Raw genomic sequence first — 17,712 nt, forward strand, 5'->3', positions numbered from 1 at the left:
TAATATACATTAATCATGACTTTTAAATTGTAAAAAAATATGCAATTTTACCAAGTGTTTTTTATGTAAAATTACGTATTTAAAGCCAGTTACCAACCAAAACAAAGGCAGACCAAAAGAAAGGATCGCGAAAATCAGTTTGGCGAATTAGGTTAATTTGGGCTTGCCTTAATGCTTCCGCTTTAGTGATTTTGGGCTGTCGCAGTTGGTCATAAAAGCGCGTCATCAGCATCTCTGCTGCTTTATCTTTGACGGGCCAGAGGGTGGCGAGGGTGGAACGGGCACCAGATTTGACAGCCAAGCCTGCTAGTCCCAGAACGGCGCGATCGTCCCCGGTTGCGGTATCACAGGCGCTTAATACTAGCAATTCGATCGCTTTCGATGGATCGTTACCTCGGTTTTTGAGGAGTTCAGACAATTCTTTTATATTGACTTCTCCATCCCAAGTCAGTAAGAAGGTATCTTCTAAGCGAGAGCTAAATTGTCCGTGGGTTGCGAGGTGGACAACATCAGCACTACTAAATTTCACGCGATCGCCCAAGGCTTGAGAGGTAAATTTTTGGTTGAGCATCATTGAAGATGACACTGTTTTGGAGATTTTCTGGACTTCTGATTCCACAGCAGGTAAAGCACTAAAGCCATGACGAGATTCACTGATACCACCAACGATCGCATCGATGCGCTTTGAAGAGAGCGATCGCGCCGCCATTAATTGCATTCCTGGTGAAAGGGCTACAGCATACTTCTCAATCAGATATTGCTGCCCGTCATACAAAGCCGCTACCGGGATATTACGCAAACGTCCATCTAAAACAAATACTAGTGTTTTGCTATCTTTGAAGGCTTGATCCATTTCCGCAGGGCGAATCAACCAATCATAAACTTGTTTGGAGGTGCGATCGCGTTCTTTGGAGTCGGAAACAGGATTAAAGCTAGCCAACAAATTACCTAGAGTTTGTTCAATTTCCGTTTGCGGTTTTGCTGTCACATAGTAACGCAGTGGTTGCCCGGTTTTGGAGAGAATTACCGCTAGCCGATCTGGTAAGATAATCGGATAGATAACAGTGGCTTGGGGGTCAACCTGGTCAATTTGCTGCGCCCGATCTAAACACGCTTCCCGGAAAAAGTTATCGAGTTCTGCAACTTGTAGTCCTTCAATCAAGTCACGAGCTTGGATGAGTGCGGCTTGGCTGGGTTGATTATCTAGCAGTAAAGCTACCAATTCCCGGTAAACAGGCTCCACACTTTCCCGGAAGGAAAACTGGATATCGGTATTGACTGCAACTAAATCCCGTCGAATGGACTTTAAAGCTTTCACTGCTTCAGTATAGGCAGTAATTGCTTGTGAGCGATCGCCCTGTTGTTTATATAGTTTTCCCACCTGCCAAGCAGATTGAGCAATGATATCCTCAGCTTGCAGTTGACGGGCAATGTTAAGAGATTTCTCCATTAACTCCCGTGCTTGTGATAACTGCTGTGTCCGACTATAGAGTTTTCCCCACTGATGCAGTGCATAGGCTTCTGCTTGGGCATCTTGAATTTGCTGTGCAGACTTAACTGTAACTGCCATGAGTTGTGCCAGGTCTTTCAGGGGTATAATTTTTTCAGGATTTTTTAGCTGATTGACGGTGGCAACAAAATTGATCGCTGCGTAGAGAGAACTGTGACTGGGGGGTAATTCTCCAAGTTGTTGTAGCAGTTGCGGTGCTAGGGGAGCAGCAAGCTCAGGCTTGTCATAGTAGAGGAAAAGTTTAAACTGAGCTAAACGCCCTTGCAACTGATCGCCTGGGTTGGTGGCTATTTGTTGTGCCTGTTCAAAGTAATCTAATGCTGCTTGTGGATCTTGTAACTCAACAGCGTTTTTGCCCAAATTCAGCAATATAGAACTCAAATAAGGTCTAGCGGCAATTTTATTCGCTATTGCTAAACTTTGCTCCAATATCTGTTGACTATTGGTCAAATCGCCAGTCATTTGTAAAGCTAAAGCAAGCGATCGCAACCCAGTGACTTTAACTTCCGAATCTGGCATTGTTAACAGCTTTTGGGTCAGCGCTTCTAACTGCTGTTTAGCACGGCGGTAAAATCCCAAACTTTGTAAAGCTTGTGCAGAGTTGATTTGACTACCCAAGCTGCCCATTTTGTCCCCTGCTTGCTCATAATATTTTTGAGCTTGTTGCCAATTTTCTAGGGCGATTTCGGCTTTGCCTTTATGCAATTGCAAATTTGCTTGGGTATTGAGTACCTGTGCCCAAAGAATCGCATCAGCAGCGGGTTTAGCCGTTTGCAACAGTTTCAGACTTTGCTCAATTGAAAGGCTTGCTGCTTCCCAAGAATTGAGTTCCTGTTGTGCTGATGAAAGGTAACTCAAACTTAGAGCTTCGTTGATGCGATCGCCTTGAGTATGATACTGTTGTGCTGCCGTTTGCCAAGCTCTGATAGCTTCAGCAAACTGTCCCGAACTGTAGAGGTTTCGTCCTTGTTCTAGGGAATTAGTAGCCTGAGTAGAAGAGACAATAGGGGTTGTGACGGGTACGGATGCGTTAACAGGTATAATCGTAGATGCTAAAAATAAGCTAAAAATACTTAAGTACGGATACAGCCAACGACGTTGTTTTATTGAAAAAGAATCACCTAAATTCATATAACTTGATTAATAACTAGTTATCAAATAAGTGTTGTAGGATACATCCTAATTTATATTGCCCAGTTGATTGTGGAATCTATCAGTTTGTGGGCGATCGCCTAAAATTAAAATACTGTGTCATGCTTACAGCAGTTTTCATGTATTTAGACCACAGGCTGATATCTGTATTTCTTTGTTCCTTTGCGCCTAAGAAAGCGGGAAGCCGCTCCGCGTCTATGCGCCTAAGAAAGTGGGTTCCGCTTCGGCGGTATGCGTGAGATATAAAATTGTGGTTCATTTACAGGAAGATGCTGTAAAACTTGCTTTTGTTGCTCAAAGCAAAGGAAAACAGGAAATCATATTTGCAAAGGCATTCAAAATGATAGAAGATTGTTTGACCCTACCAAAGCATATTCTTTTAGTAGATGATAATCCTATTAATCTCAAAGTGTTATCGAAAATTATTCAAGAATGTGGCTGGAAGATACTGATGGCAAGGGATGGAGAATCAGCTATTGAACAAGCAGAATATGCCCATCCCTATTTAATAATGCTAGATGTCATGATGCCAGGAATCGATGGATTTGAAACTTGTCGCCGGTTGAAAGCCAATGCGATCACGGCAAATATTCCCGTCATATTTATGACTGCTTTATCTGATACTAGTAGTAAAGTCCGTGCTTTAGAGTTAGGCGCAGTCGATTACATTAGCAAACCCTTCCAAGAAAAGGAAGTATTAGCAAGGATCAAAGCTCATATTTCCTTGTACACACTACAAGTGGAACTGGAAAAACTTGTTCAAGAACGCACTGCTGAACTAGTTCAGGCCAAAGAGAAGGCAGAAATTGCTAACCAAGCAAAAAGTAATTTCCTCTCTGTGATGAGTCATGAACTTCGGACTCCTCTAAGTGCCATTTTGGGTATGACAGAAGGATTGAACGATGAAATTTTTGGTACTATCAACGAGCGACAAAAAGCAGCTTTATCAACAATCGAACAAAGTGGAGAACATCTACTGGGATTGATCAACGATATCTTAGATGTATCAAGAATCGAAGCCGGAAAAATAGAGCTTGAACTGACATCAGTTAGTGTTGAGGAACTTTGTGCTGATGTTCTGCTCATAATCAGTCAACAAGCAGCGAATAAAGAGATTCAATTAATTGCAGAAATTCAGCCTAATTTGACAAAAATTACAATTGACAGGCGACGCATATCGCAATCAATCATAAATTTACTTAGTAACGCGGTCAAATTTACTGCTAAAGGTGGTACGGTGACACTAAAAGTGGGGTATTTCCCTACATCAGCTTATACAAGAGATATTAAAGATATTGACAGCACACAAAATCATCATTCTTTGCTGATTATATCTGTAACTGATACTGGCATTGGTATAGCCCCAGAAAACATCGATAAACTTTTTCAACCTTTTGTCCAATTAGATAGCGGTTTGAACCGTCGATATGAGGGAAGTGGATTAGGACTTGTTTTGGTAAAGCGAATTGTTGAACAACATGGCGGTAATGTCTGGATTCAGAGTGAGGTTGGTAAAGGAAGTTGCTTTACCATTGAAATCCCCCTGGCTGATAAGTAGTTTTGAGAACTAATAACGAGAATATTCGCTAACTCCAGCACAAGTTAATGTTTGTTGCACCACAGCAGAAGATTTATCTGCGACTAACTCGATTTTGCCTTGGGCGTTACGATGCCAAGATGTAGCTTGGACAAGAACTTTTGGCGATTGGGGTATTTGTGCTTGTATTTGCTGTGTTTGGCGGTATGCAGAGATATCGCGGATGTCAGACCAAGTGCGTAGGTGTAGCCCGTCGTAGACATCGCTCCCCACTCCTTGAGTTGGATTTTGCGCTACACCACCGCGTCCCGTGGCTACAAAACTGCTACCAATATTATTAGAACAACCTGTAGCAATCTGTTGTGATGAATCAGTAATATTTGCTGGTAATTCGATTAAACCAGAATTGGGGTCAACACCAAAATTATTAATATCAACTGTACCATTGACGCCAAATTGAGAACTAGCAGTGATATTATTTTCGCTTGTGAGTTGGGTGCTATATTTTAATCCGAAAATACCTTGGGTGGTAATGTTGATGTTACCGCCATTACCATTAAAAGCATTGGCAATGATATCACTATTTTCTAAACCGACAATCACTGGAGAGGAGATGTTGATGTTGCCACCGTTACCATTACCACCTGCTTCGGCGTTAATTTTACTTCCATGACGGCTCAATAAATTATTTCCGATCGCTAAATTTATATCGCCACCTTTTCCAGATGCAGTGGTAGCAATAATATTTCCAGTATCCAAAAAGACTTGCTCAGCTTGGATATTTAACTGTCCAGCGTTACCTGTACCTTCATAGGTGACGCTAACCCTACCACCATCACGAACTGTTAGCTGCTGGGTATTGATGTTTAATACACCTATGTTGCCTGTAGGTGCGTCTGGTAAATTATAAAATCGACGGGCGGTTTCAAGTGGAATTAGTGCACCAGCAGCAATTGCTGAGGTATGGATATTCTTACCTTCTACTAGAATGTCATTTGCCTGAATTGTCAAAGCGCCTGCATCGCCAGTACCGCCAGTAACGTTACCAACTGCCCCGGCATCAAGTACCTGCAATTGATTAGTTTGGAGCGTCACATCGCCAGCTTTACCATTGCCATAGGTTAAGCTTCCTAAGAGAGTGGAAGCCTTTGTAAAAGGATTGATGCCGCTGATGGTTAAACGCTCTTCTACATTTACACTGATATTACCAGCATTTCCCAGATTATTGGACTGACTGGAATCGCCAAAGCTACCAATTACGGATATAGAACTTGTGGCTAAAGAAGCTCCGGCTTGCATCGAAAGAAAAGGTGTAGTAAGCAATACATTACCGCCATTACCAGAGCCAGTAGTAGAACTACCAATAAAGCTGATTTGGGCTGGCGAAACTGGGGATGCACCTACCATATTAATACCTTGCCGTGCCATCACAGTGACATTTCCGCTGTTGCCAAAACCTGTTCCTGGTATTCCTGCCAAACGACTAGCAAAGGTAAAAATACCTCCCCCATCCATAAGATTCAATTCCCCTGTGGAGACATTAACATTACCACTATTACCAATGCCGAATGTGTAACTACTTACGCCGCTGGAAAGCAAGCTGTTCGGGTTAACCCCGTTGGCATAAATATTATCAGCAACATCAACAGTCACATTTCCCCCCTGTCCAGTTGCTCCCGGAAAAACAATTGTTCCCACTAGTCCACTATCTTCAAGAGTGAGTTTGTGGGCAACCACGCTGATATCTCCTCCATCTCCCGATGCGAAAGTTTGGCTACCAATACGGCTACTGCTACTCCCAGAAGGTGCAAGTGGAGATTGCAGGGCAATAGCACCTGTAGCGGCAATGGTATCAGCGATTACCTGGACTTTCCCTGCTGCGCCTGCACCTAGGCTGAGAGTTTCAATGGCTGCACCATCCTTTAAAGTCAATTGTCCTGCTTGAATATTCACAGCACCCCCGTTTCCCGTTACCCCTGGTGCTACCTGATTGACAATCCAGGCACTAGGAGCATAAGCATAGGGATTTACTCCACCTAAAAAGAGCGATCGCACTGCATTGACCGTAATATTACCACCCTGCCCAGTACCAGCAGTTGCTGCGGCTATTTGGGATTGATTTAAGGTAATATCCCTCCCCACTACTTGAATACCCCCAAACGGATTGCCCACAGGATAGGGATTCCACAACGAGGAACGCTCTGTAAATTGTATATCGCCAAAATCTGCAATCTCTGTATAACCTAATTGCCATCCTGCGGGTGTGGGTGTTAAATTCACCGTACCACTCCCCACTGCACCTACTTCAATTCGACCCACAGGTGCAGTTATGACACCACCTGTAAATTTGATATCTCCCCCAACTAAGGCAATTGTCTTTCCCGGACTGGCAACTATTCCTAAATTATTGGTCGGTACAATGCCATCATTACCTTTACCTTGTACCTGAATTTGACTTGCAGCACTACCCATCTGCAAACCAATGGGTACAGTCATAGTTAATAATGGTGGTGTCGTTGTATTTACTGCACTAAATTCCGTCCCATCGGCAAATTTAATACTATTGGCTGTTGTCCCTACAAATGAGCCGCTAATATTCAATATGGCATCTTTACCAAAGATAATTCCTGCCGGATTGATTAAAAACAAATTTACGGGGTTATTGCCACCAATTGTGCCAAGTAAGCCATTTATTTCGGAAATATTTCCTCCAGTTACCCGACTAAATATAGTTGTAATATTGGGTGTATTTACTAAATTAAATGTGGCTGAACCTGCACTAGGCACTGAAAACTTGCTGAAACTATGAAATAAATTATTACCTTTTTGAATTCCATTCAAAATAGTGAAATTATTCCCGTCAGTGTTAACAATGGTGTTAGTTGTATCATCAGATGTCACCTGACCTATTGCAGGTAATATCATTCCCGCAGTCAATAAAAGTGTGGTAAATGCTGCAAGAAATTTAATTGTACTCATACCTTCAATACTCCCTTGCTCTCACACAAGTTAGGTTGCCCACAATGTTAGTGTTAATAACAGTGTTAGTAGTATTTTTTATCTATTAAATTTGATTTTTAGTAACGTTTATACAGGTTAATGCTTGTTTTAAATGTGTAGGATAATTATCTGCAACTAACTCGATTTTGCCTTGGGCGTTACGATGCCAAGAAGTGGCTTGGACAAGAACCTCTCTCGATTGAGGGATTTGGCCTGTAACTGGGCTATTGTGGCGAAATGCAGAAATGTTGCGGATGTCAGACCAAGTGCGTAGGCGTAGCCCGTCGTAGACATCGCTCCTCACTTCCTGAGTGGGATTTTGTGGTACGCCACCCCGGCCTGTGGCAACAAAACTGCTACTAGTATTCTCAGAACAACCTGTAGCAATTTGCTGTGATGGATCGGTAACATTCGTGGGTAATTCCACTAAACCAGAGTTGGGGTCAACACCAAAATTATTAATATCTACTGTCCCGTTAACACCAAATTGAGAACTAGCAGTGATGTCATTTTCTGTTGTGAGTGCTTGACGGTACTGTAGCCCAAAAATGCCTTGGGTAGTGATTTGGATATTACCCCCATTACCTTTAACTGCATTGGCATCGATATCGCTGTTTTCCCAACCGACAATGACGGGAGAGTTAATAGTAATGTTACCGCCATTACCAATACCACCAGCATTAGTCACGATCGCACTACCACGACGCATAAGCAAGTCGTTTGCCTGGACAAAAATGTTACCGCCTTCACCCTGAGCAGTAGCGGCTGTCAGACTTCCACCATTATCCATCCGGATTGAACCTGCATTAATTTCTAGTTTTCCAGCATCGCCGATACCCTGATGATCAACGCCGACAATTGCCTTATCTTTAATCTGTAAGTGCGAAGTATTCAGGATAAGTTTACCGGTATTACCTGTAATCACATCTGGTAATCCAAATAGTTGTCGAATCGGTGGTGCAAGTAATTCTGCTCTCGCACCAATGCGACTAGGAAGACCAGAAATACTACCCACTCCACTAACTTCAATGCTGTCGGCAACATTGATCAGCAAATCTCCTCCGTTACCACTATTTACGGTAGAGTTAACTATGCCGCCGCCATCTCTTACTATCAGTTTGGGAGTGTTAATAGTTAATTGACCTGCATTCGCTTGGCTGAATGTACCGACAACTATGACGCTGTCAGCCAAGTTTTGTGGATTTTCGCCGCTGATTTCAATGGAATCAGTCGCATTAATCGTAGTATTGCCGCCTACACCAGTTCCCAAGCTAGAATTGCCAATTACAGCACCATCTAAAATCTGCAATCTGTTGGTCACTACTCGAACATCACCACTTTTCCCAGAACTGTTGGTGTTGGTGTTAATTGAACTAGCAAATCCACTCAACGGTGATAGTCCCGTCAGCTGAAGTAAATCTCGAATTTCCACTGAGATATTACTTCCTGTACCTTTACCAAAATTAAACCCATGAAAAGATCCGCCATCTTGGAGGAATAACTGTGAGGCAGAAACCACTATATTACCCCCAGCACCATCACCAAAGTTATCAGCACGCAACAAACTTTGTGGAAATCCATCAGTACCAATTCCCCGCAGTTCCAACGACTCACTAGCATTAACGCTGATATCACCGGAATTACCACTTCCTTGATTAACTAATAAAGCAGCAGAACCATCATGCAAGCTAATATTTCGTCCTTGGAAGTGAATAGAACCCGCAGGAGTACCACTAGCATCAGTTAGGGATTGATGTAAAAGTTGTATATTACCAAATTGCTGAAGATGACTATAATCAAAACTCCAACTAGGAGAAGAGGTGTTGAGATTAACTGTCCCATTACTGGCGCTACCGAGTTCAATGTGTCCAGAGGGTGCATTTAACACTCCGCCATCTAAAGTGATTTGTCCGCCTACTAATGCTAATGTATTGCCAGAGTTGACACTTAATCCTACAGGATTGTTGCTGCGATCTGGAGAAGATGCAAAAGGGGTAATCGGGAACCTTAAACTATGTCCAGTGTTTTGGACGGTAATTGCACCAGGATTACTACCCATCTGTAAACCGATGGGGACAGTCATTGATAATAAAGGTTTATCCGTCAAACTTGTAGCGCTAAACTCCGTCCCATCAGCAAACTTAATGCTATTCGCCGTTGTTCCCACAAACGAACCACCAATATTGAGTCTGGCATTTTCCGTGAACATAACGCCACTGGGATTGAGTAAAAATAGACTAACAGGATTGCTGTTATTAATCGTCTGAATTAAGCCATCAATTGTGGAAACACTACCCCCTGTGACTCGGCTAAAAATCGTCGAGATATTTGGGGTGTGAATTAAATCGAATGTCGCTGAACTACCATTTATCACAGAAAACTGCCCAAAGCTGTGAAACAGATTACTGCCTGCGGCACTACCATTAGTAATTGTGAAGTGATTACCATTTTGGGAAACAGTAGTATTCAGGCTACCATCAGAAGTGATCTGAGCATTGGCGCACCTGTTCCCCAGGAAGCTGATTCCTAATGGTAGCAGTATAGAAGCTGTGAAAATTCGATTTACCAAACCCCAACTAACAAAAACCAGTTTCATGACTATCAGCCTCGTCTCATACGCAAATTTATTGTTCCCTCAATAGTATTGTTTTTAACAAATCCCCCTCCCCCACTTCGTAGACATTAGGAGCGAAGGGAAAAACCTTTAACCTTTCCTCAGCAAGTGCGATCGCTCTTAATTAAGATCTGCAAAGTTAAAAACTTAATTGTGAATTGGCAGGATTCTTTACACAATTCCCACAGACTTACTTATAAATAGTAGGATAAACCCTGGCATATACACTTTATCTTTAATTTATAAATCTTTCCTGATTTTAAAGTTTTCAAAAGCCTGTTAATTTGAAAAAAAAATTAGGGAAATATAAGCTGCTGACCTTAAATAACATTTGGTTTATGAACTTAAATATACAAACATCAAGTCAATCAAACACTAACTGGTATAAGTCTGACAATTCATCAATGAATTTCAGCCATCAAGCCGCAGTGAATGCACTAGGACAAAAAGCTCTATCAGGCATTGAATTATCGGATTTGTTCCAAAATACAGTTGGTTTAGTATCACAAATACTCAATGTTAAATACACTAGGGTTTGGCAAGTACTTTCAGATAATAATTCTTTGCGTAAAGTAGCTAGCATTGGAGAAGATATTTTCACAAAAGATGCTGAAATTAATGTTACAACTAATCAGCAATTACAAAAATTATTGGAGCATACTCAGCCAATTATTAATCTCAAAACACCTTGTTGTGAGATAGATGATTTAACTATTCCCTCTCCACCAGATAGTATTGCTGGCTTGAGTGTCTTAATTCCTGGTGCGGTTAAACCGTTAGGTTTTCTAGAAATATATGCTATCGAGGCGAGAGATTTTGCTCCAGACGATATTCATTTTTTACAATCTGTAACTCATGTTTTAGCAACAGCAATTGAACGCAAGTTTGCAGAAGCATTAGTATACACTCAAAGTCAAATTTTAGAACAAGTTGCGTTTGGAGTTAACTTATATGACATCTTTAATAATCTGTGTATTTTACTAGAGCAACAATTACCAGGGGCTTATTGCTCAATTTTAGTAGTAGATCCAGAAAATCGGCGATTGCGGGGAGGAGCAGCACCCACTCTACCACCAGAATTTGCTAAAGGTGTTAATGGTTTGATGATTGGTGAATGTTGTGGTTCTTGTGGGACTGCGGCTTATAGAGGAGATTCAGTATTTGTTAATGATATTGCTACTGATCCTTTATGGGCTGATTTTCGAGATTTTGCTTTGAGTTACAACATTAGAGCTTGTTGGTCTTCACCTTTTACTTCACACACTGGTGAAGTTTTAGGAACATTTGCGATATCTCATAAATTTCCCTGTCATCCTACTCCCCATCATCTAGAAATTCTGAAAACAGCTACTCATATTGCTAGTATTGCTACAGAAACTGCTAGAGCCGCAGCCGCTCTGCAAAAGGCTAATAATGAGTTAGAACAGAAAGTTGAAGAACGCACGGCTGAATTAAAAAAAGCTCTGCTAGACTTACAAAAAACCCAAGCTCAACTGGTTCACAGTGAAAAAATGTCCAGTCTTGGACAAATGGTAGCAGGGGTTGCTCATGAAATTAACAATCCCATTAGTTTTATTGCTGGTAATCTCGGATATGCAAATCAGTATATTGAAGATTTACTAGATTTAATTGCGGTTTATCAAGAGCAATATCCCCAGCTTAATCCCACCATAGCAGCCAAAATCAAAGCTATCGATTTGGAGTACTTATGTAATGATTTACCTAAGTTAATGAAATCGATGACAGCAGGTAGTGAGCGCATTACAGACATTGTGCTGGGCTTAAGAAACTTCTCACGACTAGATGAAGCAACAATGAAGTCTGTAGATATTCATGAAGGTATAGATAATACATTAATGATTCTCAATCATCAGTTGACATTGCCCAATAAAATACCTGATATTCAGATAATTAAGGAATATGGTCAGCTACCCAAGGTTAGTTGTTATGTGAACCAGTTGAATCAAGTGTTTATGAATATTCTCAATAATGCGATTTATACCTTAAAAGAGAATATTGAATATTGGCAAACTTCTAATCAGATACCAACTATTAAAATTAAAACTTTAGTGATAGATGACAAAAGAGTTTTAATTAGTATAAAAGATAATGGTTCTGGGATGAATTCAGAGGTTCAAAAACACGTATTCGAGCCATTTTTCACGACTAAACCTGTTGGTAAAGGAACTGGTTTAGGGTTATCTATCAGTTATCAAATTGTTGTAGAAAAGCATCAGGGACAACTTAGTTGTATTTCTGCATTAGGTCAGGGAACTGAGTTTTTAATTGAGATTCCTATTACAGCATCTTCCTGTAAATGAACCACAAACAGACCTCTCTCCAAACCTCTCTCCTAAGAGGAGAGAGGCTTTGATTTTCTCCCCTTCCCTACAAGGGAAGGGACTGGGGGTTAGGTCTCATATTTGTGGTTTAAATACCAATACGGTTCAGTTAAGATCCCCCCGCCTGCGGCGACCCCCTTAAAAAGGGGGTAAAAGAGGGTTATTAGCCCCCCTTTTTAAGGGGGGTTGGGGGGATCTTCAGAAGATTAAAACGTTAACTGAACCGTATTGGTTTAAATACATGAAAACTGCTGTAAGATTTTAAGTATTCAACAATAATTCTGGTATTTGTGCTGTGACTGCGGGAATATTTGGGTATACAGAAATATCACGGTTATCAGACCAAGTTCGTTAGTTGAGCATTTTCTCCCCTTCCCTACAAGGGAAGGGGGCGGGGGTTAGGTCTTTTTATTTTGGTCTAATTACATGAAAACTGCTGTCATCTATACTAGAGGACAGCGCCCAAAAAAAGCAGAGCAATTTTTTGAGTTACTACTCTGTTTTGGCTGTGAGGAGAATAATTTGCTGCTTTTGGAGCGATCGCACATCCGCTAAACTAGCATCCACTGACTGCAAAATTTGCTCTGTTGTCTGATTCCCATCACAGGCGAGGAGAAATTGCCATTCTGCATCATTGAGTTGCACAATCTGATAGTCATGATTAAAGAATTGTTGACCATTTTGCCATCCCTGAATGCAAGGACTCGGTGACGGAATTGCAGACATCAGTTTTGCATCTGAAGCCCAATCTTCTCTGGTGATGGGGCTACGTCCTAAGAAAAACTCATAGTGGGTAATCATTGACGGATCGAGCAGTTCAATTAACCGATAGCGCTGGCGATCGCTCAAATCTTGAGAACGCTCAATTAGTTCTGGTGCTTTAGCAATCAATCGTTTTAAATCCCAAATCTGCGGATTAGAAAAGCCGAGAAACTCTAACCCAGAAGCATCTATTAATTCAAACAGCGTATTGATATTGTAATCAATTTCTTGCGGATGGACATACATATCTGCAAAGTAGCCATCACGTTGATTTTCCCAAGACCAGCGTTCTTGTTCACGCTTGCGGAGGCGGTTATCTTCTGGTAATGCAGCAAACAATTGTCGCCCAACGGCTACGCCATCGGTGTAATCGCCACGTTTATCACCTTGCAAAAGTGCGATCGCCTCTTGCATTAACTTAATTTCCCAACGCCCCAGTTCCCCATACACAAAAATGTGCATTATACCACCAGGCGACAGTTTTTTTGCTAAAGCTTGAATCCCCCGAATTGGATCGGGGGTATGGTGGAGTACTCCCACACAGTTAATCAGATCAAACTCACCGGGAAGCTGTTCCACATCAAACAAACTCAGGTGATGAAATTCTACCCTTGTTGCCCCTGATTTTTGGCAACGTTCCTTAGCTACAGCTAATGCACCTGCACTCAAATCAATACCCACAACCGTCGCATCGGGGTTGAGATGCACCAAGTATTCTGTACCTACCCCTGTTCCACACCCAGCATCTAAGATCCGGACATTGTGATGAGAGGGTTTTTGTCCAGTACAAAAGTTATACGCCGCCAGCCAGTTCCAGCGCCAGTTATAACCTGGAGGCGGTTCATCTAATAACGGTTCTGGCGGGAAGGGATAAGTATTGTAGAGTTTGGCAACGGCTGCACTAATTGCTTGGGAATCTGACATGGCGGCAAAATATTCATTCGTAATTGATAATAGCCTGCGGCAAGGCCATTTGCGTTTATCTAATTTGAATATCGTTGAATCACCTTCTCAGGGGTGGGGAGGATATCAATAGTCACTGTCAGCCACACAAATTCCCTTACATTTGATGCCGTTTGTAGCTGTGCGCTGACAATGAACACAAAGAATTTTTTCTGTTTCTGGCGCGATATTTGTACTGGTGCTGGCTTGTGGTTTGTCTTTGTCGGTTTGGAGGTTCACGATTATCGGATTCAAGAAAATTGTTTGTAGTTTATATTTTACAAACCCCAGAAATTTTCCTCATTACACATTTAAGGTCATGACAGTCAACCGTCAACCGTCAACCGTCAACAACCCCATAAAATAATTATTTTTCTCCCCGCTGAAACTTCGTAGTCATTTCGAGGCGAGATAATGCACTGGTGGCGGACTCGCGGACATAGGAATCAGTTGATTCATCCTCAATTAGGGATTGTAGTACTTCTACACCTCGGCTATCTCCAATCGAGCCTAAAGCATTCACCAAGGAGATTCCTAAAGCTGGGTTATCTGTGGTTTGCAACGCCTCAATCAAAACATCCACCACAGGTGTACCAATTTCACCCAACGCCATCACAGCAGCAATATGCACTACGGGATTGGCATCGTTGAGGGCAGTTTTTAAACCCTGCACGCCTTCTTCGGAAAAGGGAACATCTGGATGATTAATGGCGACTTGCGCTAGTGCTTTGGCGGCGCTTCCCCTAACTGTGACATTATCACTATTGAGTAAGGCTGCCACTAAAGGAGTCACCGCATCAGGGCCGATCGCTCCTAAGGCTTTCACAGCTGCTCGGCGATAGGTGGTATCATCTTCATCGAGAATACTCATTAACCTGGGAATAGTTGTCTCATCTGGATTTTCAGCTAGCGCCCACATTGCTTGATCGCGGATGTGGGGGTTAGGGTGTTTCAGCTGTTGGAATAGTTCTTCTGTTGACATGGTTTTGAATAAAAAATTACAAAAAACAAGATGGAATGATTCAAAAATGAGAAACTATATCTAAGCTCATTTCATTGGTTTCCCTAAATCCCAAACTACTATAAACTGGTTTCCCATGAGGCGATGCATGGAGAATCACACGGGTGCAATTGAGGGATTGAAGATGAGCGATCGCCATTTGAGTTAGGCGTTTGGCGATTCCTTGCTGACGATATCCAGCATCAACATACACTCCCCAAATATAGCCATATTTTCTTTGCTGTTCACTCAGAACATGGGGATACAACCCTGCAAATAGTTGACATCCTGCGGAACCGACAATTTCTCCGTTTATTTCTGCTACGAAGCCTTTGTAAGCTAGTGTCTGACGTGCATTCTGGATAAATTCCACGGTTGTTTCTAGCCAATTGCCTTGAATGGATGCTTCCGGTACATCATTATCACGCCACAATTGGAAAAAATGACGGGCAATGGTGGTATCATCATCTACATTAGTTTCTCTAAACCACATAGCATCCATAAATTTGGATTTTCACTACAGAAAAATTACGCTGTTATTTCTTGGTTTTTCAGGGTGCTTAAGGCTTTGGCAGCAATCAGCCAATCACTATCATTGGCGACTATTTCATAACCACTGGTATCACCGAGTTTTTCCAGAGCCATCAAAGCTGCATATTTCAGATCCCAAATTTTGGTTTCTAGACAGGCTTTCAGTTCGGGAATGGCTTTTGGATCTCCGAGTTCACCGAGAGCGATCGCAGCAGCAGCCCGTGATTTTTGAAACTGTGGTTGTTTGTTATGCAGGGCTTCCACCAGCAAATCATATGCTGGAGCATGTTTCAACCAGCCGAATAATTTCATCACATGGAAATGGGCACCATAATCATTATTTGCTTCTTCAGCATAGGTTGCAAATAGAGCTTCAGGCGCAGCATCGGTGTGATCCTCCAAAATGGTTTTCGTGGCTAAATAGCAGCGCCCAAAGTCGGTTTCGTACAAATCGCGGATCAAAACTGGTAAAGTGGGGGGGCGATCGTAACTATGCACCAAACTCAGATCCTTTGGGTGGTCGTATAATGTCTGCTCTAAAGAGGGTTGAACTGTGGCAAAAGTAATTGCGCCCGTAGCGATTCCTGCTTCTGCTAAGGTGCGAATTCCTCGCAGTCGAAACACCAAAGATACTGGACATCTGGCAATATGGGGAATTGCCTCATAATACCGCGCATCCATCAAATCTTGGATTGACAAACGCCGCCCTAAGACATTCCGGTGTTGTAACATCGCCACCACTTTCCCCATTTGGGAATAGTCACCAGTTAAGCGACAAACTGCGGCGATCGCTGCACTAGCTGTAGGTGGGTCAGCATCATAGACAAATTTACGAATTCTTTCTAGGGCTGGTTGATAATTAAACTTTGTGAGTGTATGGATAATCACTCGGTAAGTTTGCCCTGGCTTATCCAGCAATTGAGCCACATCTTCTAGGATATCCGGGTCTTGAGTGCCAATTTCACCGATCGCCCAAACAGCATTTTCCACGGTGTAGCAGTCTTCATCAAACAGACAGGTGTGGATGATCGGTAGGGCTATCGCTGCTTTAAGTCTTCCCAAAGTCTCCACCGACTTGCGACGGACAATCCGGTTATCCAACGAGGGATCAGTTTGCTGCACTGCACGCATCAGCGCGTTGATTGACTTTTCCGTGGGGAAGTTGATTAAATGAGAAGCCGCAATATAGCGTGAATCATTCTCACTCAATTGGTCTTGGGGCGTATCCAAAATAGCGATCGCCTGGTCTTCTGTCAGATTAAATAAATTAAAAAAGCGTTTATCCATATATATAGATGTTAGCTGTTAGTTACCAACCTTCAGCAAATATTTCTTAGCGGATGTTATCCCAATTCTCTTTAATGACCAATGACAAATGACCACTGACTACTGACAATTGACAGCGACGGGGCGACTATTCCTCCATTGGTGTCAACTTAAGTTAAAACGCTTATCCCACAAGTCTTTCACCCCACCCCTTAATCCCCTCCCCGTTTACGGGGAGGGGACGTTTTGGCTTTAGACAAAACTGGGGTGGGGTAACGCGGATCTTGATGTTAAGCGATTTAATTCAAAATCAAGCTTTGGCAAGGGTTTCATGTTAAGTTGACACCAATGCTATTCCTCCCACCCCTTGAAGGAGTGGGTTTCCCGTCGCTTTTGATGACAAATGACAAAACAAACCCAGAGATTCTGTGCGATTACTTAACCTTCATAGGCAAAGCAAAGAGCCAAGAACCTCCAGGTTTGTAGGGTAACTAATGTACCACTGTCAACAAATCACAAGCCTGGCCATTAATTAGGACAGAGAGTTGATAGCGTAGTCAAGAAGAGCGTTGTACTCGGTCAATGCTTGAGCAGACATATCGCGAGGAGCGCAACCACGGTTACGAGCAAAGCTTAAAGCTTCAACATAAGGAGCGGTGGGCAAGCCCAAAGCGCGATAAACTTCACGTTGACCAGCAATACCCCACTCATCCAATGGGCCTGTACCGCCAACTACCAAGGAGTATTGGATTAGGCGCAGGTAGTGTTTGATGTCACGAGCGCACTTAGATTTGAAGGTATCGGTGGAGTTAGCTTCACCAGCATTGTTCAAGTAAGGATACTTTTTGATACAAGCGTTGTAAGCTTCGGTTGCAACTGCATCAATGTTGTTAGCTAGCTTTTCAGCAGCTTCCAAACGAGCAGCTGCACGTTGGATAGAACCTTGTACTGATTCTAAATCAGAGGTGCTGGGGAAACGACCTGCGGCATCTGCTGCTGCAATTACGGTGGTAACAACTGATTTCATTTCTTAAATCTCCCAAAAGGCTTTTAATT

At 42.4% G+C, this 17,712-nt stretch carries 11 protein-coding genes; 2 read left to right on the forward strand and 9 right to left on the reverse strand.

Going from position 1 to position 17,712, the window contains the following annotated elements; genetic code table 11:
• Positions 1–79: 79 nt before the first annotated feature.
• The gene (locus tag AACU32_RS31765; RefSeq protein WP_096605745.1) at positions 80–2,641 is read right to left on the reverse strand and encodes a CHAT domain-containing protein; all 2,562 of its coding nucleotides are present in this window, start codon (positions 2,639–2,641) and stop codon (positions 80–82) included.
• A gap of 271 nt (positions 2,642–2,912) precedes the next feature.
• Between AACU32_RS31765 and AACU32_RS31770 the strand changes: the two genes are divergently transcribed.
• Positions 2,913–4,220 carry an ATP-binding response regulator gene (locus tag AACU32_RS31770; RefSeq protein ID WP_339378428.1) on the forward strand — a complete coding sequence of 436 codons (1,308 nt, stop codon included), beginning with the start codon at positions 2,913–2,915 and terminating at the stop codon, positions 4,218–4,220.
• 9 nt (positions 4,221–4,229) lie between these two features.
• Here AACU32_RS31770 and AACU32_RS31775 read toward each other — a convergent pair whose 3' ends face one another.
• Both AACU32_RS31775 and AACU32_RS31780 read right to left on the reverse strand, forming a co-directional pair.
• The gene (locus AACU32_RS31775; RefSeq protein WP_096605747.1) at positions 4,230–7,178 is read right to left on the reverse strand and encodes a two-partner secretion domain-containing protein; all 2,949 of its coding nucleotides are present in this window, start codon (positions 7,176–7,178) and stop codon (positions 4,230–4,232) included.
• Between the two features lie 85 nt (positions 7,179–7,263).
• The gene (locus AACU32_RS31780) at positions 7,264–9,795 is read right to left on the reverse strand and encodes a beta strand repeat-containing protein (RefSeq protein ID WP_096605749.1); all 2,532 of its coding nucleotides are present in this window, start codon (positions 9,793–9,795) and stop codon (positions 7,264–7,266) included.
• 422 nt (positions 9,796–10,217) lie between these two features.
• Between AACU32_RS31780 and AACU32_RS31785 the strand changes: the two genes are divergently transcribed.
• Complete coding sequence (locus AACU32_RS31785; protein WP_339378429.1) at positions 10,218–12,134, forward strand: GAF domain-containing sensor histidine kinase; 1,917 nt, start codon at positions 10,218–10,220, stop codon at positions 12,132–12,134.
• Between the two features lie 513 nt (positions 12,135–12,647).
• On the opposite strand, the gene AACU32_RS31790 is transcribed toward AACU32_RS31785, so the two are convergent.
• From AACU32_RS31790 to cpeA, 6 genes are all read right to left on the reverse strand, one after another.
• On the reverse strand, positions 12,648–13,841 hold the full coding sequence (locus tag AACU32_RS31790) for a class I SAM-dependent methyltransferase (protein ID WP_096605752.1): 1,194 nt from the start codon (positions 13,839–13,841) through the stop codon (positions 12,648–12,650).
• Positions 13,842–13,946: 105 nt separating this feature from the next.
• Positions 13,947–14,099, reverse strand: a complete 153-nt coding sequence (locus tag AACU32_RS31795) for a hypothetical protein (RefSeq protein ID WP_339378741.1) — start codon at positions 14,097–14,099, stop codon at positions 13,947–13,949.
• Positions 14,100–14,226: 127 nt separating this feature from the next.
• Entirely contained in the window at positions 14,227–14,841 is a 615-nt protein-coding gene (locus AACU32_RS31800) for a HEAT repeat domain-containing protein (RefSeq protein ID WP_096605754.1), read from the reverse strand.
• A gap of 40 nt (positions 14,842–14,881) precedes the next feature.
• Positions 14,882–15,361: a GNAT family N-acetyltransferase gene (locus AACU32_RS31805; protein ID WP_096605756.1), complete on the reverse strand. Its 480-nt coding sequence runs from the start codon at positions 15,359–15,361 to the stop codon at positions 14,882–14,884.
• Between the two features lie 26 nt (positions 15,362–15,387).
• Positions 15,388–16,677 (reverse strand): HEAT repeat domain-containing protein, encoded by a 1,290-nt coding sequence (locus AACU32_RS31810; protein ID WP_096605758.1) that lies wholly within the window; start codon positions 16,675–16,677, stop codon positions 15,388–15,390.
• A 511-nt stretch (positions 16,678–17,188) separates the two neighbouring features.
• Positions 17,189–17,683: a C-phycoerythrin subunit alpha gene (cpeA, locus tag AACU32_RS31815; RefSeq protein WP_096605760.1), complete on the reverse strand. Its 495-nt coding sequence runs from the start codon at positions 17,681–17,683 to the stop codon at positions 17,189–17,191.
• Positions 17,684–17,712 lie beyond the last annotated feature (29 nt).

It is taken from the genome of Calothrix sp. NIES-2100, assembly GCF_963875285.1.
Lineage (GTDB): Bacteria > Cyanobacteriota > Cyanobacteriia > Cyanobacteriales > Nostocaceae > Aulosira.

Bases quoted from the DNA above. Each gene is read 5' to 3' on its own strand.
- AACU32_RS31805 (WP_096605756.1), bottom strand. From the start codon at position 15,361: ATGGATGCTATGTGGTTTAGAGAAACTAATGTAGATGATGATACCACC.
- AACU32_RS31785 (WP_339378429.1), top strand. From the start codon at position 10,218: ATGAATTTCAGCCATCAAGCCGCAGTGAATGCACTAGGACAAAAAGCT.
- AACU32_RS31775 (WP_096605747.1), bottom strand. From the start codon at position 7,178: ATGAGTACAATTAAATTTCTTGCAGCATTTACCACACTTTTATTGACT.
- AACU32_RS31780 (WP_096605749.1), bottom strand. From the start codon at position 9,795: ATGAAACTGGTTTTTGTTAGTTGGGGTTTGGTAAATCGAATTTTCACA.
- AACU32_RS31790 (WP_096605752.1), bottom strand. From the start codon at position 13,841: ATGTCAGATTCCCAAGCAATTAGTGCAGCCGTTGCCAAACTCTACAAT.
- AACU32_RS31810 (WP_096605758.1), bottom strand. From the start codon at position 16,677: ATGGATAAACGCTTTTTTAATTTATTTAATCTGACAGAAGACCAGGCG.
- AACU32_RS31800 (WP_096605754.1), bottom strand. From the start codon at position 14,841: ATGTCAACAGAAGAACTATTCCAACAGCTGAAACACCCTAACCCCCAC.
- AACU32_RS31765 (WP_096605745.1), bottom strand. From the start codon at position 2,641: ATGAATTTAGGTGATTCTTTTTCAATAAAACAACGTCGTTGGCTGTAT.
- cpeA (WP_096605760.1), bottom strand. From the start codon at position 17,683: ATGAAATCAGTTGTTACCACCGTAATTGCAGCAGCAGATGCCGCAGGT.